The sequence below is a fragment of the Mesorhizobium sp. B2-3-12 genome (assembly GCF_006442205.1).
Taxonomy (GTDB): Bacteria; Pseudomonadota; Alphaproteobacteria; order Rhizobiales; family Rhizobiaceae; genus Mesorhizobium.
This window is the reverse complement of sequence record NZ_VFVR01000004.1, coordinates 165,916-189,643: the sequence shown is the minus strand read 5'-3', so window position 1 is coordinate 189,643 and position 23,728 is coordinate 165,916. Positions and strand designations below refer to the sequence as shown.

At 65.2% G+C, this 23,728-nt stretch carries 22 protein-coding genes; 16 read left to right on the top strand and 6 right to left on the bottom strand.

Annotation, left to right across the window (positions count from 1 at the left end; all coding sequences use genetic code 11):
- Window positions 1–82: 82 nt before the first annotated feature.
- The 5 genes from FJ948_RS14295 to FJ948_RS14275 are packed head-to-tail and all read left to right on the top strand — an operon-like array spanning window position 83 to window position 4,812.
- Entirely contained in the window at window positions 83–883 is an 801-nt protein-coding gene (locus tag FJ948_RS14295; RefSeq protein WP_140705401.1) for an ABC transporter ATP-binding protein, read from the top strand.
- The gene (locus FJ948_RS14290; RefSeq protein ID WP_140705399.1) at window positions 880–1,626 is read left to right on the top strand and encodes an ABC transporter ATP-binding protein; all 747 of its coding nucleotides are present in this window, start codon (window positions 880–882) and stop codon (window positions 1,624–1,626) included. The genes FJ948_RS14295 and FJ948_RS14290 overlap by 4 nt, the downstream gene beginning before the upstream one ends.
- Window positions 1,623–2,531, top strand: coding sequence for a branched-chain amino acid ABC transporter permease (locus tag FJ948_RS14285; protein ID WP_140705398.1), 909 nt, complete (start codon window positions 1,623–1,625; stop codon window positions 2,529–2,531). The genes FJ948_RS14290 and FJ948_RS14285 overlap by 4 nt, the downstream gene beginning before the upstream one ends.
- Window positions 2,528–3,511 carry a branched-chain amino acid ABC transporter permease gene (locus FJ948_RS14280; RefSeq protein WP_181173665.1) on the top strand — a complete coding sequence of 328 codons (984 nt, stop codon included), beginning with the start codon at window positions 2,528–2,530 and terminating at the stop codon, window positions 3,509–3,511. The genes FJ948_RS14285 and FJ948_RS14280 overlap by 4 nt, the downstream gene beginning before the upstream one ends.
- A complete protein-coding gene (locus FJ948_RS14275; RefSeq protein WP_140705396.1) occupies window positions 3,508–4,812 on the top strand; it encodes an FAD-dependent oxidoreductase in 1,305 nt (434 codons plus the stop codon). The genes FJ948_RS14280 and FJ948_RS14275 overlap by 4 nt, the downstream gene beginning before the upstream one ends.
- A 21-nt stretch (window positions 4,813–4,833) precedes the next feature.
- On the opposite strand, the gene FJ948_RS14270 is transcribed toward FJ948_RS14275, so the two are convergent.
- Genes FJ948_RS14270 through FJ948_RS14255 form a run of 4 tightly spaced genes read right to left on the bottom strand, consistent with a single transcriptional unit; the run spans window position 4,834 to window position 9,168 of the window.
- Complete coding sequence (locus FJ948_RS14270) at window positions 4,834–5,490, bottom strand: GntR family transcriptional regulator (protein WP_140705394.1); 657 nt, start codon at window positions 5,488–5,490, stop codon at window positions 4,834–4,836.
- 13 nt (window positions 5,491–5,503) lie between these two features.
- Window positions 5,504–6,811 carry an aspartate aminotransferase family protein gene (locus FJ948_RS14265; RefSeq protein WP_181173664.1) on the bottom strand — a complete coding sequence of 436 codons (1,308 nt, stop codon included), beginning with the start codon at window positions 6,809–6,811 and terminating at the stop codon, window positions 5,504–5,506.
- Window positions 6,812–7,870, bottom strand: a complete 1,059-nt coding sequence (locus FJ948_RS14260) for a phosphotransferase (RefSeq protein ID WP_140705390.1) — start codon at window positions 7,868–7,870, stop codon at window positions 6,812–6,814. It abuts the gene before it with no gap.
- Window positions 7,867–9,168 carry an ArgE/DapE family deacylase gene (locus FJ948_RS14255; RefSeq protein WP_181173663.1) on the bottom strand — a complete coding sequence of 434 codons (1,302 nt, stop codon included), beginning with the start codon at window positions 9,166–9,168 and terminating at the stop codon, window positions 7,867–7,869. Before FJ948_RS14255 ends, FJ948_RS14260 begins: the two co-directional genes overlap by 4 nt.
- A gap of 176 nt (window positions 9,169–9,344) precedes the next feature.
- On the opposite strand from FJ948_RS14255, the gene FJ948_RS14250 reads away from it, so the two are divergent.
- The 8 genes from FJ948_RS14250 to FJ948_RS14215 all read left to right on the top strand — a co-directional run bounded on the left by FJ948_RS14250 (window position 9,345) and on the right by FJ948_RS14215 (window position 18,406).
- Entirely contained in the window at window positions 9,345–9,992 is a 648-nt protein-coding gene (locus tag FJ948_RS14250) for a GNAT family N-acetyltransferase (protein WP_140705388.1), read from the top strand.
- Complete coding sequence (locus FJ948_RS14245; protein ID WP_140705386.1) at window positions 9,989–12,703, top strand: LuxR C-terminal-related transcriptional regulator; 2,715 nt, start codon at window positions 9,989–9,991, stop codon at window positions 12,701–12,703. The genes FJ948_RS14250 and FJ948_RS14245 overlap by 4 nt, the downstream gene beginning before the upstream one ends.
- 83 nt (window positions 12,704–12,786) lie before the next feature.
- Window positions 12,787–13,908: a class II histone deacetylase gene (locus FJ948_RS14240; protein ID WP_140705384.1), complete on the top strand. Its 1,122-nt coding sequence runs from the start codon at window positions 12,787–12,789 to the stop codon at window positions 13,906–13,908.
- Between the two features lie 4 nt (window positions 13,909–13,912).
- Window positions 13,913–14,770: an urea ABC transporter permease subunit UrtB gene (gene urtB, locus FJ948_RS14235; protein ID WP_140705382.1), complete on the top strand. Its 858-nt coding sequence runs from the start codon at window positions 13,913–13,915 to the stop codon at window positions 14,768–14,770.
- On the top strand, window positions 14,767–15,750 hold the full coding sequence (locus FJ948_RS14230) for a branched-chain amino acid ABC transporter permease (protein ID WP_140705380.1): 984 nt from the start codon (window positions 14,767–14,769) through the stop codon (window positions 15,748–15,750). Before urtB ends, FJ948_RS14230 begins: the two co-directional genes overlap by 4 nt.
- Window positions 15,750–16,454, top strand: coding sequence for an ATP-binding cassette domain-containing protein (locus FJ948_RS14225; RefSeq protein ID WP_140705378.1), 705 nt, complete (start codon window positions 15,750–15,752; stop codon window positions 16,452–16,454). Before FJ948_RS14230 ends, FJ948_RS14225 begins: the two co-directional genes overlap by 1 nt.
- 2 nt (window positions 16,455–16,456) lie before the next feature.
- Window positions 16,457–17,158, top strand: coding sequence for an ABC transporter ATP-binding protein (locus FJ948_RS14220; RefSeq protein WP_140705376.1), 702 nt, complete (start codon window positions 16,457–16,459; stop codon window positions 17,156–17,158).
- Window positions 17,159–17,236: 78 nt separating this feature from the next.
- On the top strand, window positions 17,237–18,406 hold the full coding sequence (locus FJ948_RS14215; RefSeq protein WP_023782320.1) for a substrate-binding protein: 1,170 nt from the start codon (window positions 17,237–17,239) through the stop codon (window positions 18,404–18,406).
- Window positions 18,407–18,443: 37 nt separating this feature from the next.
- On the opposite strand, the gene FJ948_RS14210 is transcribed toward FJ948_RS14215, so the two are convergent.
- Window positions 18,444–20,090 carry an acetolactate synthase large subunit gene (locus FJ948_RS14210; protein WP_140705374.1) on the bottom strand — a complete coding sequence of 549 codons (1,647 nt, stop codon included), beginning with the start codon at window positions 20,088–20,090 and terminating at the stop codon, window positions 18,444–18,446.
- 93 nt (window positions 20,091–20,183) lie between these two features.
- The gene (locus FJ948_RS14205; RefSeq protein ID WP_140705372.1) at window positions 20,184–21,086 is read right to left on the bottom strand and encodes a LysR family transcriptional regulator; all 903 of its coding nucleotides are present in this window, start codon (window positions 21,084–21,086) and stop codon (window positions 20,184–20,186) included.
- A 102-nt stretch (window positions 21,087–21,188) separates the two neighbouring features.
- Here FJ948_RS14205 and FJ948_RS14200 point away from each other — a divergent pair, with 102 nt between their 5' ends.
- From FJ948_RS14200 to FJ948_RS14190, 3 genes are all read left to right on the top strand, one after another.
- Window positions 21,189–22,178 carry a zinc-dependent alcohol dehydrogenase family protein gene (locus tag FJ948_RS14200; protein WP_140705370.1) on the top strand — a complete coding sequence of 330 codons (990 nt, stop codon included), beginning with the start codon at window positions 21,189–21,191 and terminating at the stop codon, window positions 22,176–22,178.
- Window positions 22,179–22,360: 182 nt separating this feature from the next.
- The gene (locus FJ948_RS14195) at window positions 22,361–22,660 is read left to right on the top strand and encodes a zf-TFIIB domain-containing protein (protein WP_140705369.1); all 300 of its coding nucleotides are present in this window, start codon (window positions 22,361–22,363) and stop codon (window positions 22,658–22,660) included.
- A gap of 70 nt (window positions 22,661–22,730) precedes the next feature.
- Window positions 22,731–23,723, top strand: coding sequence for a Tim44 domain-containing protein (locus tag FJ948_RS14190; protein ID WP_140705367.1), 993 nt, complete (start codon window positions 22,731–22,733; stop codon window positions 23,721–23,723).
- Window positions 23,724–23,728 lie beyond the last annotated feature (5 nt).

Sequence of the window (23,728 nt, the reverse complement as noted above, 5' to 3'; positions counted from 1 at the left end):
GCCGAATAGCGTGATCAAAGCAAGTGTGATCACAAATCAAAAATCAGAAGACGGCGACGATCGTCTTCGGCCAGAGGGTTTGATGAGCGAGGCAAGCAGACCGCAAGGGCGGGAGACCCATGCGCCGGTCCTGACGGCAAGGAATGTCGTCAGGCGGTTCGGCGGCCTTGTTGCGGTCAACGATGTCTCGTTCGACGTCAAGGCAGGCGAAATCCTTGGCCTGATCGGACCTAACGGCGCCGGCAAGACGACGATGTTCGACCTGCTTGCCGGCAGCATCCTGCCCACCAGCGGCGATATCCTGGTCAACGGCGTGCGCGTCTCCGGCGAAGCCGCCCATCTGCGCATCGGCCGAGGGCTCGGCCGCACCTTCCAGATTCCGCGCCCGCTGCCCAATCTGACACTGATCGAAAACATCATGCTGGCGGCACAGGGCCAGGCGGGCGAAAGGCTGCTCGCCAACTTCGTCACGCCGTGGCGGGTGGCGGCGCAGGAAAGAGCCGCCCGGACAAAGGCGCTCGACCTGCTGGACCTGGTCACCCTCACCCACCTCGCGCATGAGCCGGCGCGCGTGCTGTCCGGAGGCCAGCGCAAGCTGCTCGAACTTGCCCGGGTGATGATGGCCGATCCGGCGATCATCCTGCTCGACGAACCGGCGGCGGGCGTCAACGCGACGCTGCTCGAAGTCATCATCGACCGCATCCGCGACATCAATGCGCGCGGCATCACCTTCCTGCTGATCGAGCACAATATCGACATGGTGACGCGGCTCTGTCACCGCGTCCTGGTCATGGCGAGCGGCCAATTGCTCAGCGAAGGCAGGGCGGAAGAGGTCGCGCGCGATCCACGCGTCATCGAGGCTTATCTTGGAGGCGCGGCATGAGCGAGACTGTCCTCGACGTCCGCGACCTGGAAGCCGGCTACGAGCCCGGCGTGCCGATCGTGCGCGGCGCCTCGATCACGGTCAGAAAAGGCGAGATCGTCGTCGTCCTCGGTCCCAACGGGGCCGGCAAATCGAGCTTCATCAAGGCGATCGCCGGCCTCGTGCCGATCACCGGCGGCACGGTGTTCCTGGACGGCAGGGATATCACCGCCGCACCGGCCCACACCATGGTGCGGCTTGGCCTCGCCTTCGTGCCGCAGACCGAGAACATCTTTCCGCTGATGTCGGTCGAGGACAATCTCAGGGTTGCCTGCGGCATCCTCGAGCGGCGCGAAATTCCCGGCCGCATCGAGGAAATGTATGCCGCCTTCCCCGACCTCGTCCGCCAGCGGCGCACGGCCGCCGGCAATCTTTCGGGCGGCCAGCGGCAAATGCTCGCCGTCGCGCGGGCGCTGATCGTCCACCCCAAGGTGCTGGTGCTGGACGAGCCGTCCGCCGGCCTGTCGCCGAAATTCGTGTCGATGGTGTTCGAGATGCTGGCCGGCATCCGCAAGTCCGGCGTCACAATCCTGCTTGTCGAGCAGAACGCCAAGGCGGCACTTGCCATCGGCGACCGCGCCTATGTGCTGGTCGAAGGCAAGGACCGGCACGAAGGCATCGCCTCCGAATTGTGGAACGACCCGGTCGTCGCCGAACTCTATCTCGGCCAACGCCCTCAGCTTCACAAGGGAGGCGCGGCATGAGCCTGCAATTTGTCGTCGACGGATTGCTGACGGGTTCGATGATCGGCCTCGGCGCCATCGGCGTGACGCTCACCTATTCGATCCTGCGTTTCTCCAACTTCGCCCATGGCGACTTCATGGCCTGGGGCACCTATGCGACGCTGGCCGTGGTCAGCGCCATCGGCGCGATGTTCGGCAAGGTGGCGCCGATCGGGCCGCTGTCCTTCGGCTGGCCGCTGCTTGTTGCCCTGGTCGTCGGCATGGCGTTCACCGCACTGCTGGCGCTGCTGCTCGACAAGGTGCTGTTTTCGCGGCTGCGCTCGCAGGGGCAGGCGATCATCGTGGTGATGGCGAGTTTCGGCGCCTCGATGGCACTGCGCAGCCTATTGGAGTTCACCTTCACCTCCCGGCCGACCTATTTCAGCCGGGCGATCCAGATCGCCATGCCGGTCGGCTTCGGCATCCGCATCACGCCTGACCAGATCGCCCTGCTGCTGCTGACCGCCACACTCGTGCTCGGCGTGCATCTATTGATGACACGCACGCAGACCGGCCGCTCGATGCAGGCGCTGAGCCAGAACGCGGCACTGGCCCGCATCGTCGGCATCGACGTCGCCAGCGTGGTGCGCGTCACCTGGATCATCGGTGGCGCGCTTGCCTGCGTCGCCGGCGTCATGATCGGCGTCCTAGTACAGATCCGCCCGTTCATGGGCTTCGACATGCTGTTGCCGATGTTCGCCGCAGCTATCCTCGGCGGCATCGGCAGCATCCCGGGCGCGGTGCTCGGCGGCTTGATCATCGGGCTCGCCGAAGCCGGCGCGGTGCAATTGATCGGTGCGGAGTGGCGCGCCGCCGTCTCCTTCATCATCCTGATGGCAGTGCTGTTCGTGCGGCCGATCGGCCTTTTCGGAGTTCGGGAAAGATGATCGATCTCGTCGGCTACGGCGCCTTCTTCCTGACCACGGCGCTGATCTTCTCGCTGGTCACGCTGGGGCTCAATCTGCAGTGGGGGCTGACCGGCCTGTTCAATGTCGGCCTCGCCGGTTTCGTCGCCATCGGCGCCTACACCTCGGCGCTTCTGACGACGCCGGACGATCCCACGCGCCTCGGCGGCTTCGGCCTGCCGATCCTTGTCGGCTGGATTGGCGCCATGGTGGTTGGCGGCATTGCCGCGGCACTTACCGGCATGGCCACGCTGCGTCTCAGATCCGACTATCTCGCGATCACCACCTTTGGCGTGGCCGTCGTCGTGCAACTGGTCGCACTCAACGCGCAGAAACTGACCGGCGGACCATTCGGCATCGGTTTCATCCCACGCCCGTTCGGCGGCCTGGCCGAAACGCCGCTGCTGTTCAACCTGTCCAACCTTGCGGTCGTCTGCGCGGTGACGCTGATGGCCTATCTCGCCCTGGAGCATCTGTCGCGCAGCCCCTGGGGACGCGTGCTGAGGGCGCTGCGGGAGGACGAGCGGGCGGCGATCTCGCTCGGCAAGAGCGCGCGTTTCTACCGCGTCCAGGCCTTCGCCGTCGGCGGCGCCATCATGGCGCTGGCCGGCGCAATGCAGGCGCATTTCACCGGCTTCATCGCGCCCGACAATTATTTGCCAATCCTCACCTTCCAGGTCTGGGTCATGCTGATCGTCGGCGGCTCCGGCAGCAATCGCGGCGCCGTCATAGGCAGCATACTGGTCTGGGCGATATGGGCGGGATCGGGCACGCTGACCAGCGTGTTCTTCCCGCCGGAGCAGCAGGCGCGCGCCGCCTCACTGCAGATCGTCGCCATCGGTGTCATGCTCTGCGTCATCCTGCTGATCAGGCCGAACGGATTGTTCGGCGACAGGCCCCTGCGGACGCGCCTTGGCAAGCGTAAGCGGATCGACACGGCCAAAAGCGGTTCCAACGGATGAATGCCGTGGTCAGGCAGGAGGCGCATGGCGCTTCGCTCTGGCACGCCGTCAGCCGCGATCGTCGCGAGCGGCCCGCGCTGAATGGCGACCTCAATGTCGACCTCGCCATTGTCGGCGGCGGTTTTTCCGGGCTTTCAACCGCACTGCACGCCGCCGGAAAAGGACTTTCCGTCGCCGTTCTCGAAGCCGAAATCATCGCCTGGGGCGCGACCGGCCGGAATGCCGGTTTCGTCGTACCGAACTTCGCCAAGATGGATCCCGATAGCATCCTCGCGCATCTCGGCCCCGAACGCGGCGAACGCCTCATCGATTTTGCCGCCGGCAGTGCCGACCTCGTCTTCGGCCTGATCCGGCGGCACGGCATCGACTGCGACGCGGTCCAAAACGGATGGGTCCAGCCGGCGCACTCGCGCGCAGCCCTGGAGAAGGTCAAGTCACGGGCCGCACAATGGGCGCGGCGCGGCCGGCCTGCCGTTACCCTGGATCGGCCGGATGTCGAAACGCTGACGGGCGCGCGCGGCTATCTCGGCGGCTGGATGGATCGTTCAGGCGGCGTGCTCAATCCCGTCGCCTATGCGCGGGGGCTCGCCGATGCGGCGGAGAAAGCCGGCGCGCGCATCTTTGAACGGACACGCGTCACGTCGGTCGATCGCGTGGCCGACGGCTGGGCGCTGAAAACGCCATCGGGATCGGTGCGCGCTGCCAGGGTGCTGATCGCCACCAACGCCTATGGCGGGTCGCTCGAGCCGTTGCTGCGGCGAACCTATATTCCACTGAAGGTTTTCCAGATCGCCACGGCGCCGCTACCGCTCGAAATCCGCACGCGTCTGCTTCCCGGGGGGCTAGGCGTCGGCGACACCAGGCGCAATCTCTTCACCTTCCGCTTCGATGCCGACAACCGGCTGATCAGCGGCGGCATGCATATCCTTGGCGCCGGCGCCGACACGCGCGTGCCGGAAACGATCTGGCGACGGCTTGGCCGGCACCTCGACCTGCCTGATTTGCCGCCGCTTGCCTATGGCTGGTCAGGAATGGCAGCGGTCGAGCCGGATTTCCTGCCGCACCTCCTGGATCTTGGCCCCGGCCTGATCGCCGGCCGCGCCTGCAATGGACGCGGCATCGCCATGACCACGGCGATGGGCAAGGTGCTGGCCGACTGGGCCGCTGGAACCGACACGCGTGATTTGCCGCTGCCGTTCGCGCCGCCGGCGCCGATCCCGTTCCATGCCCTGCTGCGCCACGCGCCCAACATCCTGCTCGGCTGGAGCATGCTGCGCGACCGGATGGACGAAACGGCATAGGCGACCGAGCCTGCCGTGCGGTCAGTGCGCCGCGCGAAGATTTTCGGAGAGAATTGCGGCGGCCACGGCGATGTCCTCCGCCAGGGACGCCTGGACGGCGAGGCCATCGCGCCGCTCCAACGCGGCAACAATCCTGAGATGCGCGTCGTTCGACTGCGGAATGTAACGGTCGGCCTGCATCAGCAGCTTGAGATAGGGTCCGACGCGCCCCCAGAGATCGTGGATCATATTCAAGAGGATCGGCGCGCCGGCATGCCTGTAGATGGCGAAGTGGAAAGCCTCGTTGAGCGCGAGATAGGCCTTGGCGTCGCCGGCCTCGATGGCGCGCTGCATCCCGGCGAGCGCGGCCTGTATGTCAATCAGCGCGCTCTCACCCATGCGCGTGGCGGCCATCTCGCCCGCCAATCCCTCGACGGCGATGCGGATGCGCGTCAGCTCCTCGAAAGCGGGCTCGGACAGCAAGGGCACGATGATCGAGCGGTTGTTCTGCATTTCGAGCAACCGCTCGGCGACCAGCCTTTGCAGCGCCTCGCGGATCGGGGTGGTCGAAATGCCAAAGGTCTCGGCGAGCTTGCGGATGACCAGTGTCTGGCCCGGGCTGAAACCGCCCGAGATCAATTCCTGCTTGAGCGCGCCATAGGCGCGGTCGTTGAGGGTTTGATGTTCGAGCTTCAGCATGCGCCCGCTCAGCTCACCATTTCGACAGTGCGCGATCGAGCGTCTCGGCCAACTGCTCGGCATTGTCCCTGGCAAAGGGCAGCGGCGGCCTGATCTTCAGCACATTGCCGCGCGGACCGCAGGACGAGATCAGCACGCCGTCCTCGCGCATGGCTTCGACGACGGACGAGGTCTTGGCAGCGGCGGCGGCCTCATCCTCCGCCGTCAGTTCGACGCCGAAATAGAGGCCGTTGTGCCTGACGTCGGCGACCATGCCGTGGCGGCCTTTCAAGGCGTCCAGCAGTTCTCCGGTATAGGCGCCGACCGTGCGCGCGTTCTCGATCAGCCCTTCGCCCTCGATGACGTTCAGCACCGCGATGCCGACAGCGGCCGCGACCGGATTGCCGCCGAAGGTGTTGAAGTAGCCGGTGTTCGAGCCGAAGGAGGCAACAAGCCGTGGCCGCACGATGACCGCGCCCATCGGATGTCCGTCGCCGATCGGCTTGCCCATGGTGACGATGTCGGGTTCGAGGTCGTAATTGGCGAAGCCCCACATGCCCTGTCCGAGCCGGCCGAAACCGGACTGGACCTCGTCGGCAACGATGATGCCGCCCGCTTTCCTGACGTGATCGGTCGCCTCGCGCATGACGGTGGCATCGGGGAAGAAGATGCCGTCACTGGAAAAGGCGGAATCGAGCAGCAGCGCCGCCGGACGGATGCCTTGCGCGCGCATATCCTCGATGGCGGCGGCGACATTTCTGGCGAAATCATGCGCGGCGCGGCCGCCGGCACGCAACGTGTCCGGCGCCGCCACGGTCCGGTGTTGCGCGGGCACGCCTTTCGCCCCGACCGCCGCCGGCGATAGCTGCGCGGTGGCGATGGTGGCGCCGTGATAGGCGAAGTCGGTGATGATCACGCCGGTGTTGCCGCTGGAGTGCTGGGCAATGCGGATGGCAAGGTCGTTGGCCTCGCTGCCGGTGCAGGTGAACATGGCATGGCCGAGATGGGGCGGCAGCGTGCCAAGCAGCTTCTCGGCGTAGTCGAGGATGATCTCGCTGAGATAGCGCGTGTGCGTGTTGAGCGTGGCGGCCTGTCCCGACAATGCCTCGACGACGCGCGGATGGCAGTGCCCGACGGAGGCGACATTGTTATAGGCGTCGAGGTATTTTCGGCCCTGCGCATCGTAGAGCCAGACGCCGCTGCCGCGCACCAGATGGATCGGGTTGCGGTAGAAGGCGCGGTAGGTCGGCCCGAGCAATCTTGCACGGCGATCGAGCAGGGCTTGCTCGGATGCCGCCGAGCCGGCGTTTGCAGGATAGGGCGAGGACTGGGACACGGGCATCTACTCCGGCTTGGAATGGTCGAGAAAATAGCGGCGGGCGTCAGCGGGCGATAGACCGTCCAGCCGTTCGAGCGAGGTCCAGACCTCGGTGATGAGGCGCAGCACATAGTCGCGTTTGGCCGGAAACCGCTCGGCCTGCCAGCTGGCGATGTTGGCGATGAGCGCGAGCCGTGCGCGAATGAGATGGAAGAGGATACCAAGCTCTTCGATTTCGAGCGGCTGCACGGACTGATAGCCGGCGACGAAGCGAGCCGCAGGCGCCAGCGGATGACCTTCGGCGGGCCAGCGGTAGACGGCACCGATGGCGAGGTCGCAGATCAGCGGCGAATGGATCATGTCGCCGAAATCGAGGATGCCGCTGACCACTTCCGGCCGCGCGGCATCCACCACCACATTGTAGGAGTTCATGTCGTTGTGGACGATCTGTGCGCGCAGGCCGGGGATCACCGGCGCCGCATGTTCCTCGAAGGCGTCGATGACACGCTCGACCATGACGCGATGGGCGGCGTCGGTGATATGCGCCAGCATTGGCCGCGTCTTGGCGACCTTGCGGATGTCCCACAAAAGGTCGCTGCCCGCGGCCGGGTGGAAGAATCCGCGCAGCGCCCGGCCAAGCCGGGCGAGGAAGATGCCGAGATTGCGATCCTGCGCCGCCGATGTGGGCGAGCGCGAAAGCAGTTGGCCCGGCAGATAGGTGACCAGCCGCACGATGCGCGGCGGCGAGCCGCCGACGCTGACCATGAACTGCGCTTCGCCTTCGAGGCTCTTGCGCACCGAGGGAACAGGCAAGGAAGGATCGACCGTCAGGATATGGTCGAGCGCCTTGTTCTGGAAATCGGTGAAGCCGGCCTCTTCCGCCGGATGAGAGACCTTCAGGACGAACGCGCCCTCGCCTTCGGTCTCGATATGGAAATTGTGATCGCGCTCGCCCGGCAGCGGGCGCGCGCTGCCTGTGACCCCATAGTGCCGACGCAACAGGGCAAGCGCCTCGACGATCGAAACGTCAGGCGCGTCCTCCGCGAGCGTCTCGCCGAAGGCATCCGATACCGCCTCGTTCATGGCCTGACCTCGGCATCGATGGGTTCGAGGCCGCACCAGTCGGCGATGAAGAGCGCGATGGTCTGCGTGACCTTGCGCACGGAGTCGAGATCGACGGCCTCGTCATAGCCATGCGGCATGCGGCAGATCGGGCCATAGACGATGGCCGGCGTGTCGGCATAGAGGCCGAAGAAACGCGCATCTGTCGTGGCCGAGGTGACGTGCTCCGTCAGCGGCTCGCCCCACACGGCGGTGTGGCTGCGACGCAGCACAGCTTCCATCTCGTCGGCCCCTTCAAGCACGTAGCCCTCGGCCATGAAGCCGTTATAGGTCATCCTCGGCGGACGATTGGCGAGGAACGGATCGGCGCGCGCCGCGTCCGCGATGCAGGCTTCGAGCTCGGCGCGGGCGTCCTCGAGCTTCTGGCCGGGATAGGTCGCGACACGCATCTCGAACACGCAACGCGCCGGAACGCTGGACGTCCACTCGCCGCCCTCGATCTTGCCGAGGTTGAAGCGGATCGGGTGCGGGTGATCGCAGAAATGCCTGTTATCGACCTTGCGCGCGTTCCAGACGATTTCGAGTTGCTTCAGCGCCTGGATGATGAGGAAGGCCTTTTCGATGGCATTGGCGCCGGCCGAGAAGGCGCCCGACGCATGCTGCGGATCGCCATCGACCTCGACCCGGAACCAGATCGGCCCGACCTGTGCACGCATCAGCCTTGGCTCCAGCGGTTCGGGAATGAAGGCGGCGGCGGCGCGGTAGCCACGCTGCAGGCAAGCGAGCGCGCCATTGCCGGTGCACTCCTCCTCGACCACGGACTGCAGGAACACTTTCGCGGCCGGCTGATAACCGAGGCTCCGCAAGGCGGCCAGCGCATAGAGGCAGGCCGACAGTCCGGCCTTCATGTCGCCGGCGCCCCGACCATGCATCCAGCCATCCTCAATCACGGGATCGTAGGGATCGCGCACCCAGCGGTCGAGCGGTCCCGTCGGCACGACATCGATATGCCCGTTGAGGATCAGCGATCGGCCGGTAGCGTTCTTCGGCGTATGGGTGGCGACGACATTGAAGGCGTCATCATAGGAAACCGCCACGGGTGAAAATCCGGGCAAGTCACGGATCGCGTCGACATCGACACGCCACATATCGACCGCATAGCCATCGGCTTCATAGGCCGCCGTCATGAAGGATTGCGCGGCATGTTCCTCGCCACGTTGGGAGGGAAAGCGCACGAGATCGGCCAAAAAGGCGAGCTGGCGGTCGAAACCGTCGTCGACCGCCCGCAAAATGGCCTCGTCCGCAATTCGCTCCGGCATGATATTCCGCTTCTCCGTAAATGGTGTATCATATCTCATATGCCATTCTCGAAAAGGCAAGAAGACAGGCGGGCCAAAATCATGGCCCACCCCTGCAGCCTCTTGGCAGGTCGTCGCGGAGTTGGCATCAGCTTCCTGATGTGCCAGCGAGGCCACGCGGCGGAGATCGAGGACGAATGCAAGTCACCGAAGGTACATTGCCGGATGAAATCACCGACCTGTCGTCGGGTTACCGGCGCATTCCGGCCGGCAAGATCGTCAACGCGGTGACGTGGATGGAGGCGCGCGCGCCGGTGCAGGGTCTCGCGCATCCGCTGGCGATGACCCGCGTCATCGAGCCCGAGCCCGCCTTCTACCGTTCGGTCTTTCTCGAGATCGGCGCTCCCTGGCTCTGGGACCGCGCCGCGGAAATGTCGGACGCGGACATCGCGGCGCATTTCGCCGACCCGCGCCAGCATCTCTACTACGGCCACGATGACAGCGGCGGCCATGTCGGCATGGTCGAATTCGTTGCCGGCGACGGCAACGAGATCGAGATCACCTATTTCGGCCTCTTCCCGTCCTCGACCGGTCGAGGCCTTGGCAAGCGGCTGATGGCGGGCGCGCTCGATCAGGCCTGGCGCCTAAAACCCGACCGCATCTGGCTGCACACCAGCAGCTTCGATCACCACAGCGTCATCGGCTTCTACAGGGCGTGCGGGTTTGAACCCTTCGCGGCCGGCTTCGAGATCACCGACGATCCGCGCGTCAAGGGAACCCTGCCGCGCGATTGCGCACCGCAAATCCCGCTGATCGAAACCGAATGGGTGTCCGGCGCCAGATGAGACCGTCTTCGCAACCCGACAGCCAGGCATCGCCCCACCACCGCCGGTGGGTGCGGCGCGAGGCTATCCTGTCGAGGCTGGAGCGACATGTCGACACGCGCATCGTGCTGTTCGCCGCGCCCGCCGGCTTCGGCAAGTCGACGACGATGGCGCAATGGGCAACCGAGGTCGCGCGCCATGGCCGGCTGACGGCATGGCTGTCCTGCGAAGCGACGGACAATGACGAAGGCGCCTTCCTGTCGCATCTGGTCGGGGCGCTGCGCCATCTCGTGCAGAACCCGGCCGAGCTCGACCTCGCCTTCCAGTCGAGTCCCATCCCGCAGCTCGACGTGGTGCTCGCGGCCCTTATAGCGGGGTTTGCGGCACGCCACGCCGACATCACCCTGTTCTTCGACGACTATCATGCCATCGAAGAACCGGCGGTAAAGCGGTTCATGGAACGCCTGACGCGGCAGGCGCCCGCCAACGTCGCCTTGGTCATCGGTTCGCGCAACCTGCCCGACCTGCAGCTCGGCAAGCTCCGGGTCCTCGGCGATGTCTTCGAAATCGGCCCGGACGATCTGCGTTTCGCCTCGTCCGAGGCCGAAGCCTTCTTCAACGACAAGCTCGGCCTCTCCGTCAGCAGCGGCACGGTGGAAACCTTGTGCTCGCGCACCGAAGGCTGGGCCGCCGGCCTGCAGCTCGCCTCACTGTCGCTCAGTGCCGCCCATGCGCCCGAAACCGTCATCGGCAATTTCACCGGCGCCAACCGCAATGTCGCCGACTTCCTGATGGGGGAAGTGTTTTTGGGACTGCCGCCGGCGCTGGCGAAATTCCTGCTCCATTCCTCGATCTTCGAGCGCTTCAGCGCCGAGGCCTGCCGGGCGGTGATGCGAACGGCGGACGCCGAGGCCGATATCACCGAGATCGAGACCCGCAACCTGTTCCTGGTGCCGCTCGACGAGGAGCGGCGCTGGTTCCGCTATCATCATTTGTTCCATGACTTTCTCAGCCGCGAGATGGAACGGCGCGAACCGGAGATGATCGCGCCGCTGCACCTGGCGGCTTCGGAATGGTTCGGCGAACGCAAGATGCTTACCGAAGCCATCGGCCATGCGCTGGCCGCCGGCGACCAGGCCCGCGCCGCGGTGTTCGTCGAGAACAACGCGCTCGAACTCATCGCCCAGTGCCAGCTTCTCTATGTGCGCCAGTTGCTGGCGCTGCTGCCGAGGAAACTGATCGACCAGCGCATCCGGCTGCAGCTTGTCGTGCTCTGGCTTGCGGTGCACTCGAGCCAGCCCGAAATTGCCCAGCAGACGCTCGCCAACGCGCGCAAGCTGGTGGAGGCCGGGCCGGCTGATGGCAATGACCCGGGCACGCTGACCGGCACCACGATCGAGGCCGAACTCGAGGTTCTTGCCGCGGCGGTGCACAGCACGCTGGAACAGTTCGAGGACGCACGCGACACCGCGCTGGCCGCGTTGCGCATCATCGCGCCCGATGCCTGGTTCATGGAAGGGGCGACCGCCAACGTCATCGGCTACAACCTCTATGCGCTGGGCGACCTCGAAGGGGCGCGCGCGGCGGTGGACGCGGCGCGCAAGGCGCATGAGCGCAGCGGCAGCCTGCTCGGCGTCACCATCGCCAATTGCTACATGGCCGTCATCGAACGCTCGGCCGGCCGCCTGCCCGCCGCCGAACGGCTGCTGCGCAACGCGATCATCGAGGCCAGGACGCGCATCGGCGCCAACTCCTATGCCGAGGCGCTCGCCGGAACGCTGCTTGCCGAACTCGCCTACGAGACCAACGCGTCCGGCGAAGCGCTGGCGCTGGTCGAGAATCTCGGGCCGCTGATCGAGGGCGCCGCGGTCATCGTCTATCCCCTGGCCAGCGTGCCGACCTATGCCCGCGTGTTGCAGCTGACCGGTCGGAGCGACGCGGCACTGGACATGCTGGAGCGCGTCTACCAGCGTGTGCGCGGCTCCGTCTACCGCCGCCTCGCTTCGGTGCTGGTGCATGATCGCATCCGGCTGCTGATCGACCAGAACCGCATACCGGAAGCGCGCGCGCTGCTCGACGAACACCGCCGCGACCAGGGCGAGACCACCCCAACCGTCGCCAACGAATTCGAGTTCTTCGCCGAGGGCCGGCTGCTGACGGCGGAGAAATCCTATGCCGCTGCGGCGGCGATTTTCGACGCGCTGCTGGAGCGAACGAAAAGCGGTGGGCGCATGCGCCGCCACATACTGGCGCTGATCCTGCGCGCCAAGAGTGCCAGCCATGACCCGCGTGAGGCCGATCGTCATCTGCTCGAAGCGTTGCGGCTTGCCCAGCCCTCCGGCTTCATCCGCTCCTTCGTCGACGAGGGCAGGCCCGTCGTGGAGGCCTTGATGCGGCTGCGCGCGGCACAGGCAAAGACAGATCCGGCATTGTCGGCCTATGCGACGCGTATCATCGATGCCGCGCAGACGATGCCTGTCGCGACGCGCAAGCCGGCCATGCCGGCAGCCGAAAAAGAGGAACTCACACAGCGCGAATCCGAAATGCTGCGCTGCCTGTCGGAGGGCATGTCCAACCGCGATATAGCGCTCGCTTTGTCAGTCAGCGAGACGACGGTGAAATGGCATCTGAAGAACATTTTCGGCAAGCTCTCGGTCTCGAACCGCGTCCAGGCCGTGCGCGCCGCACCGGCTGCCTTGAACCTGCTCGCCCCTCCGAAAGGAGGGGCATAGACATCCGCCAAAACCCCTCTTTCGGGTCGGGTCATGTGATTGTTAGCCTGCTAGCGTCGTCTGGTTGGTAGAGGACGCTGCGGATGGCGACAGGGTACGTTTTTCACGAACAGCTGATGTGGCATGATACCGGCTCCAGCGCCGACATGATGCCTCCCGGCCGCTTCGTGGAGCCCGGTCGCCATCTGGAATCTCCCGGGTCGAAGCGCCGGCTCAACAACCTCATCCAGGTCAGCGGCCTGGCGCGCCATCTGGTGCCGATCATTGCCGAACCGGTGACGGTCGAGGACCTGTTGCGCGTCCATACGCAGCGCCATGTCGACGATATCAGGACGCTGAGCGAAGGCGGGTCCGGTTTCGCCGGGCCTCAGGCACCGATCGGCCTCAACAGTTTCGACATCGCGCTGTTGTCCGCCGGAACCACCTATGCGGCGATGCGCGCGGTGCTGACGGGCCGCGTCGACAATTCCTATGCGCTGGCGCGCCCGCCGGGGCACCACGCCGAACCCGACCAGGCGATGGGCAACTGCCTGTTCTCCAACATCGGCGTGGCCGTGCGCCGGCTGCAGCATGAAGGCCTGCTCGGCCGCGCCGCGGTGGTCGACTGGGACGTGCATCACGGCAACGGCACCGAGACGGTGTTTTATGCCGACCCGTCGGTGCTGACGATTTCGCTGCACCAGGACAATCTCTATCCGACCGGACGCGGCGCGCTGACCGACAATGGCAAGGGCGCAGGCGAAGGCTACAACATCAACATCCCGCTGCCGGCGGGCAGCGGCATCGGCGCCTATGAAGCGAGCTTCGACCGCGTCGTCGCCCCGGCACTGCGCGCCTACAAGCCCGACCTCGTCATCGTCGCTTCCGGCTTCGACGCGTCGGGCTTCGACCCGCTCGGCCGCATGATGCTCAACAGCGAATGCTTCCGCCGCCTGACCGCGCGCATGGTGGCGCTGGCCGCCGAAGTCTCGAATGGGCGCCTGATGATGACGCATGAAGGCGGCTATTCCGAAGGTTATGTGCCGTTCTGTGGCCACGCCGTCATAGAGACGCTGGCCAACCATCGCACCGAAGTGGTCGATCCCCTGTCGGACCATATCGACGAATGGGCCGGACAGGAGCTGCAGCCACACCAAGCCAAGGCAATCGACGCCGCCGAAGGCTTGCTCGCGGGCCTGCGCCAACGCCTCGCCAGCGCGGCCTGACGCGATGGACTTTGCCGTCACCACGCTGCTCAACGCGCTGACGCTGATCAGCATCCTGATGCTGGTCGGGCTCGGGCTGGCGATCAGCTTCGGCCTGATGAACGTCACCAATCTGGCGCATGGCGAATTCGTTACCGTCGGCGCCTTCGCGGTCTATTTCGTCCAGAGCATCGGCGGCTCGTTCTGGCTGGGGCTGCTTGCCGCCCCCATCGCCGGCGCGGTGGTCGGCTGTATCCTGGAATTCGCCATCATCCGCCATCTCTATTCGCGGCCGGTCTCGACCGTGCTCGCCACCTGGGGCGTCAGCCTCATCCTGCAGCAAGGGCTGGAACTGACCTTCGGCCTCGGTGCCAAGCCGGTGACGCCACCGATCGAGGGCACGTTCGACCTGTTCTTCACCGTCTATCCCGCCTACCGGCTGATCCTGATCGGCATCGCCATGGCGACCTTGCTCGGCCTGATCCTGTTGATCAGCCGGACATCCTTCGGGCTCGACATCCGCACCGTCATCCAGAACCGCGAAATGGCGGAGGGCGTCGGTATCAACACGCGCCGCACCTACGCCATCGCCTTCACCTTCGGCGCGGCCATCGCGGGCCTTGCGGGTGGGCTGGTCGCGCCGCTGGCGATCGTGCTGCCGCAGATGGGGGTGAACTATCTCGCCAACGCCTTCTTCGTCGTGATCGTCGGCGGGGTCGGCTCGATTGCCGGCCTCGTCGCCGGCAGCGTCTTCGTCGGCGGGCTGACAAGCATCCTCAACTACCAGATCTCGCCATCGCTGGCGCAGGCGATCGTGCTGCTGGCGGCCATCGTCGCCGTGCGGCTGCGGCCTAACGGCCTGTTCAACGGGGCTTCGCGATGATTGCCCGCGACCGCAACTGGCTGCTGATCTTCGTCGTCTGCGTGGCGCTCGCGATCCTATATCCCTTCCTCGCCGACGGCTACCAACTGACGGTGATCCGCGACGCGCTGATCTTCGGCCTGTTCGCGGCGAGCCTCGACTTCTTCTGGGGCCGCACCGGCATATTGTGCTTCGGCCACGCCGCGTTCTTCGGTATAGGCGGCTACGTCATGGCGTTGGTCACCCTCAACGACGCCAATCCTTTCGGCGGCTTGCTCGGCATCGTGGGCGCCATTGCGGGTGCTGCCTTCGTCGCCGCCATCATCGGTTACTTCCTGTTCTTCGGCGGCATACGCGGCAGCTACTTCACCATTGTCACGCTCGCCATGGGCGTCATCTGCCAGCAGGCCGCGGTCTCGTGGAGTTCGGTCACCGGTGGCGACAGCGGCCTGATCGGCATCCCGCCGATCGAATTCGATGTTGGTGGCCGGAATGTCGACCTCAGCCAGGACCTGCCGAGCTATATCTTCGTCTCGGCTATCGTCGCCGTGGTCGTGCTGGCGCTGTGGTCGATCAGCCGTGGCCGCTGGGGCACGGTGCTGACCGCCATTCAGGACAATGAGGTCCGGGCGGCGGCACTCGGCCATAATGCGCCGTTACGGCTGCTCGTCACCTTCATCCTTTCGGCAGCCATCGCCGGGCTTGCCGGCGCGCTCTATGTCTGCATGGCCGGGCTGGTTGCCCCCGATCTGTCCGGACTGCTTCTGTCGACGGAGGTCATTGTCTGGGTGGCGGTCGGCGGGCGCGGCACGCTGCTTGGCCCAGTGCTGGGCGCAATCTTCATCCAGCGCGCGCAGCAGACGATCAGCAGCTTCAATCCGAGCCTGTGGCCGCTGCTGCTGGGCTGCGTCTTCGTCATCATCGTCTTTGTGCTGCCGGACGGCATCCTATCGATCCATGCGCGGCTGAGGAGCCTGTTCAAAGGCAGGAGGCAGGCCTGATGAGCGACGTCCTGCTCCAGGCCGAAAATGTCGGCATCCGCTTCGGAGGGCTGCAGGCCCTCGAAGGATTGAACCTGACGGTCCGCGACAAGGAGCTCTGCTGCATCATCGGGCCGAACGGCGCCGGCAAGAGCACGTTCCTCAACGTTCTGACCGGCACGCTGCGCCCGACCAGCGGCAGCGTCCATTTCCTCGGCCGAGACATTGCCGGCCTGCCGCTGCATCGCATCGCCCGGCTCGGCATTGCCCGCAAGTTCCAGATCCCGTCCGTCTTCCCGAGCCTCTCGGTTGAGGACAACCTCAAGGTCGCACGATGGGGTGCCCCCTCCCCGGCCCGTACAATCGGTGAATTGATGGGACTGGTCGCGCTGACCAATCGTGCCGCCACATTAGCCGGCGAACTGGCGCACGGCCAGAAGCAATGGCTGGAGATCGGTATGGCGCTGGCCATCGAGCCACGGCTACTTTTGCTCGACGAGCCAACCGCCGGCATGACGCCGCAGGAGACGCTGGCGACGGCCGAAATGCTGCTGCGGTTGAAGGGCGAGTTCTCGATTGTCGCGGTCGAGCATGACATACGCTTCGTGCGGGCGCTGAATTGCGAGACGCTGGTGCTGCACCAGGGCCGCCTGCTTCGCAGCGGTCCCTTCCGCGACATCGAGGCCGACGAGATGGTCCGCGACGTCTACCTAGGGAGGCGCTGAGCATGCTGCGGACACTTGCCGTTTCGGCCGGCTACGGCCCGCTCCCAGTGCTGAACGGCATCGACCTCAGCGTCTCGCCGGGCGAAGTGGTCGGCCTGCTCGGCCGCAACGGTGCCGGCAAGACAACGCTGCTGCGCGTCATCGCTGGCGGCCTGAAGGCGAGCGGCGGCGCGGTGGTTCTCGGCGACCAGGATCTCACCAACGCGCCGGCCTTCCGCCGCGCACGCGTGGGCATCGCCCATGTGCCGCAGGGCCGCGGCATCTTCAATCAGCTGACCGTGCGACAGAACCTGGAGGTCGGCACGCGCGCCGCCAAGGATCGTGGCGACGGCGACATTCCAGCCGATATTTTTGGCTATTTTCCCATCCTTCGCGAGCGCGAGGCGCAGATCGCCGGTACGCTCTCGGGGGGCCAGCAGCAGATGCTGGCGATAGGCCGCGCGCTGTGCGGCCTGCCGTCGGTGCTGCTGCTCGACGAGCCTTCGGAAGGCATCCAGCCGAACGTCGTGCAATCGATTGCCGAGCTGGTGCCGCGCATCGCACGTGAGCGTAGCATCGCCATCGTTCTGGTCGAGCAGAATCTCGATCTCGTTCTCAAGGCGGCGGATCGCTGCCTGGTGATGGAGAAGGGCAGGATCGTGCATGAGGGCACGCCGGAAGCATTCGCCGACGAGAGCCTACTGAAGGACCTGTTGGCCCTATAGGGGCGCCTGAAGCGCCTGGGAGCTTGTTGACTTGTAAGGCGTGCATGGGGCGCGCCTGGACTGGAAGGGAACACAACAATGATAAACAGAAGAACTGTTCTGAAATCCGGCGGCGCCGCGGCCGCCTTCGCAATGGTCGGCGCGCCTGGAATCCTGCGCGCTGCAGATACGGTCAAGGTCGGGCTATCGATCCCGATCACAGGGCTGCAGGCGATCCTGGGCGAGACGCTGCTCAATTGCTACAAGCTCGCCGCCGCCGAGCTCAACGCCGCCAATGGCATTGGCGGGCGCCAGGTCGAGCTCTTCATCGAGGACAACCAGACCACGACCAAGGGGTCCATCGACAAGGCCCGCAAGCTCCTCAACGAGGACAAGGTCGACGTGATCATGGGAACGATCATTTCGCCCGAGCGCAGCGCCACGCTTTCCGTCACCTCGAAGGCCAAGAAGCTGTTCTTCTACCCGACCAATTTCGAGGGCGGCGAATGCAATCGCTACTTCGTCGCCACCGGCCCGATCCCGATGCAGCAGGTAGACCCGATGATGCCGTGGGTGGCCGAAAACCTCGGCAAGACCATCTACATCATGGCGTCCGACTATGCCTGGCCGCAGAAGATGACCGAGGCGATCACAGCGGCCTATGAAATGGCCGGCGGCAAGATCGTCGGCGCCGACTATTATCCATTCGGCACCACGGATTTCGGCCCGGCCTTCCAGAAGATCAAGTCGTTGAAGCCTGATGTCGTGTGGTCGATGGTGGTCGGCAACGACGCCGTCACGCAGCTCAAGCAGTATCGCAGCTTCGACATCAAACAGCCTCTGATCGCACCGCTCGACGAGGTCTTCAACAAGGACGCGCTGCCGCCTGGCGTCGCCGCCGGCACCTACGCGCCGCAGCCCTACTGGATGGCGCTCGACAACCCGGTCAACAAGAAGTTCATCGCGAACTTCCGCGAGAAATTCGGCCAGGAGAAGATGGTCAATGGCATCGGCGAGGCCGGCTATAACGGCCTGCATCTCTACGCGCTGGCGGCCGAGAAGGCCGGCTCGCTGAAGGATGACGATGTACTCAAGGCGCTGCCTACGATCGAGTTCGATGCGCCACAAGGCAAGATCCGGGTCGATGCCAGCAACAACCACACGCTCTGCCATTCCTATGTCGGCAAGGCGGCGGCGGACGGCATCGGCTACGAGATCGTCAAGGATTTCGGAACGATCGCGCCGGTAACGCCTTACTGCAAGCTGTAGGCATCAACCGATCCTGACGGCGGCTTTGCCGCTGCCGTCAGGGTGCCTTTGGCGCGGGCAAGCGCTCGCGCAATTCGTCGACAAGCACCCTGGTGTTTTCGGAATAGTCCATGGGCACGACGACGAGATGCACGCCGCCGCCGGCGAAGGCCTGTTCCAGCGCCGGCAGCAGGTCGGCAACTTCGCCAACCCTGGTCCCCTTGGCGCCATAGGCTTCGGCGTATTTGACGAAGTCGGGATTGCCAAAGGTCATGCCGAAATCCGGGAATTCGTCGACAGCCTGCTTCCAGCGGATCATGCCATAGGCATGGTCTTCCAGCAGCAGGACGACGAGGTTGAGCTTGAGCCTGACGGCGGTCTCCAATTCCTGGCTGTTCATCATGAAGCCGCCGTCGCCTGCGATGGCCATGACACGGCGCTGGGGATAGAGCAGCGCCGCCATCATCGCCGACGGCAGGCCGGCGCCCATGGTGGCCAGCGCGTTGTCGAGCAGCAGCGTGTTGGCCATCCGGGTGCGGTAGTTGCGCGCGAACCAGATCTTGTACATGCCGTTGTCCAGCGCGAGGATGCCGTCGGCCGGCATCACGGCGCGCACGTCGTGCACGATGCGCTGCGGCGTGAAGCGGTCTTCGGTGGCGCGCGCGGCGATGCGGCTCAAAATGCCTTCGCGCAGCGGCAGCAAGGCCTGCGCGTTGGGGATCCTGCCTTCGACGCGATCGGCCAGCAGCGCCAGCGACGGACCAAGGTCGCCGACGATCTCGGCTTGCGGGAAGTAGACCTGCTCGACATCGGCTGAGTGATAGCCGACATGGATGACCTTCGGCCCGTTGGCGCCCATGATGAAGGGCGGCTTCTCCACCGTATCGTGACCGATGGTGATGATCAGGTCGGCCTGCTCGATGGCCTCGTGGACATAGTCGCGTTCCGACAATGCGGCCGTTCCCATGTAGAGTTCGGTGCCGCCAGGGACGGTGCCCTTGCCCATCTGCGTGGTGAAATAGGGAATCTGCGTGCGCAGCACGAACTGGGCGATGTCGGAGGTGACGCGCGGGCGCGACGCGGCGGCGCCGAACATCAGCAGCGGACGCTTGGCCTCGATGATCATGCGAGCGGCGCGGTCGAGCGCGTCCGCGCCGGCTATGGGCAGGTCGACCGGGTGCGTCGGCACCAGCGCGACCGGATCGCACTGCGCCGCCGCGATGTCTTCCGGCAGTTCCAGATGCACGGGGCCGGGGCGCTCCTCCTGGGCGACGCGGAAGGCTTCGCGCACCAGCGAGGGGATCATCCTGGGCGAGACGATCTGGCGCGACAGCTTGGTCAGCGGCTTCATCGCCGCGACGATGTCGACGATCTGGAAGCGCGCCTGGCGCGACGAAAGGATGCCCTTCTGGCCAGTGAGCATGATCATCGGCATGGCGCCGAGCAGCGCATAGGCAGCACCCGTCGTCAGATTGAGCGCGCCCGGGCCAAGCGTGGTGATGCACACGCCCGGCTTGCCGGTAAGCCTGCCATAGGTGGCGGCCATGAAGGCGGCCGCCTGCTCGTGGCGGGTCAGGATCAGTTGGATCGAGGAGCGGCGGATGGATTCGACGATGTCGAGATTTTCTTCGCCCGGAATGCCGAAGATCCGATCGACCCCTTCGTTCTCCAGAGCCGCCACGAACAGATCCGAACCCTTGGTCATGAACCGTCTCTCCTGCGATGCGCATTCCGTCAGCCACCTTCATATGGCATTGGAGCGCGACACCTCAAAGAGCGCAAATTTCTCGATCACCGGTCACGCCATCATTTTCGGCAAGCCCGCAGCAAGCGCGTCGACGGCAAGCCGGACCTTGAGCGGCAGACGCGGTGTCCGCAACCAGAGCGCATGGCAGTCGTAGGGATAACGCGGCTGCTCCGGCAACAGCTCGACCAGCGTGCCGGCCCGGATGCGTTCGCGCACCAGCCAATGAGGCAGCCACGCCAGCCCCATGCCGTCGACCGCGGCATCGGCGATGGCGTCGAGATCGTCGAGCCGCAGCCGGCCGGTTGGCATGAACTCGAGGGCGGTTTGTCCCTCGCGCGGAAACAGCCAGGGCTGAACGATCATGCCAAGCCGGCGGTAAACAATCGCCTGATGATCGGCGAGGTCTCCGATCCGCCAAGGTTCGCCATGGATTTGCAGATAGGAAGGCGCGGCACAGACGACCATGTCCTGACGCGCAACGCGGCGCGCGATCACGCCGGCCTTGTCGTCGAGATCCCCGGTCCGGATCGCCAGATCGTAGCCATCCTCGGCGAGATCGACAAAGCGGTCGCTGAGCGAGAGGTCGAGCTCCAGCGTCGGATACCGCCGCGCCAGTTGCAACAGTACGGGGGTAACGCAGTGGCGGCCGAAATGCGCCGGCATGGTGACGCGCAATTTTCCGCGCGGCTCTGAGAGCTGGTCGGCGGCGAGCGCATCGGCGGCCTCGGCCTCGGCCAGCACCAAGCGGCAGCGTTCATAATAAGCACGACCGAAATCGGTCAGGCTCTGGCGGCGCGTGGTGCGGTTGATGAGACGCACGCCCAGCCGCTCCTCGAGAAACCGGACATGCTTTCCAACCATCGGCCCGGACAGGTCCAGCGCGGCCGCCGCGGCCGCGAACGAACCGAGATCCACCGCCCTGACGAACACGGCCATGCTCTCGAGCCTATCCATATTCGGAACTCCTGGTTTCTACTGTTCTATCCGTATCACCATTTATCGCCTTCGACGCACGCGACATAGATCATTCGGTTCATATGATTTGGAGTCAACCGAATGACACGTGTCGTCCGCTTTCACCAGCATGGTGGCCCCGAGGTTCTGCGCATTGAGGATATCGACCTTCCGCTTCCGGGCCCGGGCGAGGTGCAAATCCGCGTCAAGGCACTCGGGCTCAACCGCGCCGAGGCGCTGCTGCGGGCGGGCAGCTATATCGAGACACCCACCCTCCCCTCCGGCCTCGGGCTGGAAGCGGCGGGTGTTATCGAAACAATTGGCGAAGGCGTCACGGAGTTGGCGGCTGGCGATGCCGTCAGTATCATCCCGCCTCGATCGATGGTTCGCTGGCCGGCTTACGGCGAGCTTGTCACCTTCCCCGCCGGGCTCGTCGTCAAGCATCCGCCGTCCCTCGACTGGCAATCGGCGGCGGCGATCTGGATGCCGTACCTCACCGCCTATGGTGCGTTGATCGAGATCGCCGGGCTGCGCGCAGAGGATTTCATCATCATCACGGCGGCGTCGAGCAGCGTCGGGCTTGCGGCGATCCAGATCGCCAACGGCATTGGTGCGACAGCTATCGCGGTGACGCGGACATCGGCGAAGAAGCAGGCCCTACTCGACGCAGGAGCGGCTGAAGTCGTGGTCCTGGCCGAAGAAGATCTCGCTGCACGATTGAAAGAAATCGCCGGGCCGCAAGGCGTGCGCGTGGTCTTCGACCCGATCGGCGGTCCGATCTTCGAGCCACTGACGGCGGCGATGTCGAAGGGTGGCATCCTGATCGAATATGGCGGCCTCAGCCGCGAACCGACGCCGTTCCCCTTGCCTGCCGTGCTAGGCAAGACATTGACGCTGCGCGGCTACCTCGTCCACGAAATCACTGGAGACCACGCAAAGCTGGAGGCCGCCAAGACGTTCGTCCTTGAAGGGCTGGAGACCGGCACACTCAAGCCGATCATCGGCCGGACCTTTGCCTTCGATCAGATCGTCGAGGCGCATCGCTATCTCGAATCGAACGACCAGTTCGGCAAGATCGTGGTGACGGTCTGAGCAACAAATCACGCTTGCGGACAAGAATCGCCCTTGAAGGTGCCGCCTCGCATTCCTAACTTTCCCGTGCGGGCCGGGCCCCTCTGACTGTCGCTTCTGGCGACCGTGATGTCGGACCGCTTCAACGGGCCCGTTTCCATTCTTTTCGGTCAAGGGCTCTTCTTTCTGGTCAGGAGCCCCGCATGACATCTTCCCTCCTTGGTATGGTTTGCCCCTCCTGCCGCGTCGCGCTCGTGATGAGCGAACGCCAGGGTATCGAGATCGACTATTGTCCGCAGTGCCGCGGCGTCTGGCTCGATCGAGGCGAACTCGACAAGATCGTCGAACGGTCTGGCAGGGAGGCGTCGCCCGCGCCGCAGCCACAGCCGGCAGCGTTCTCCCAGCCACACCATGGCCGCGACCGTGACGACGACTATTCCCGCTCGCATGGCCAACGCTATCCCAAGCGAAAAAAGTCATTCTTCGAAGAGCTGTTCGATTGACCATATGACGCCCGCCAGATGGCCGGCGTCTTGCTGAATTTCCGAAACCACATCGACAAAGGTCCCCCCGATGATTTCCCGTACAAGCCGATTCGTCACCCTCCTTGCCGGCCTGTTCCTCGCTTTCTCCATGGTCGCGATCGATCATGCCGAGGCGCGTCGGGGCGGCAGTTTCGGCAGCCGTGGCACGCGCACCTTCCAGTCGGCGCCGCCGACCAGGACGGCGCCGGCTCCGGCCGCGCCGGTCGAGCGTTCGATGACGCCCAACACCGGTGTGAACAATGCGGCTCGGCAGCCGCAGGCCGGCCCGCAGAGGCCCGGCTTGATGAGCGGCTTCGGCGGAACGATGATGCGCGGCCTGCTGATCGGCGGCCTGATCGGCCTGCTCCTGGGCCAAGGTTTCGGCGGCCTCGCCGGCATGTTTGGATTCCTGCTTCAGGCCCTGCTGATCGGTGGCGCAATCATGCTGGCCATCCGCTTCTTCCGGTCGCAATCCGCCCGAGGTCCCGCCCCCGCGCTCGCCGGCATGGGCAATGCCCAGGCTTCACGGTTCGAGAACCGCGCAACGGAACGGCAGGACGCGGGCAGCGCTGGCTCCTTCACGATTCCGGGCTTTGGCGGGGAGGCGGGCGGAGGCTCCGCTGCCACCGGATTCGAGGAGATCACGCTGGCCCAGACCGACCTGGACGCGTTCCAGCAGCTGCTGACCGAGGTCCAGGAAGCATTCGGCCGCGAGGACCATGCCGCATTGCGCCGGTCGGTGACGCCAGAGATGGTGTCCTATCTGTCCGAGGAACTGGCCGACAACGCCCAGAAAGGTCTCAGGAACGAGGTATCGGACATCCACCTGCTGCAGGCCGACATCGCGGAAAGCTGGCGCGAGGACGACCGCGACTATGCGACCGCCGCATTGCGCTACGAGTCGCGCGATGTGACGCGCGAACGGGCCAGCGGCAAGGTCGTCGACGGCGACGAGGATCATCCCACGGAGACGACCGAGTTGTGGACGTTCACGCGTCAGAATGGCTCGAGCTGGAAACTCTCGGCCATCCAACAGGCCTGAGCCCG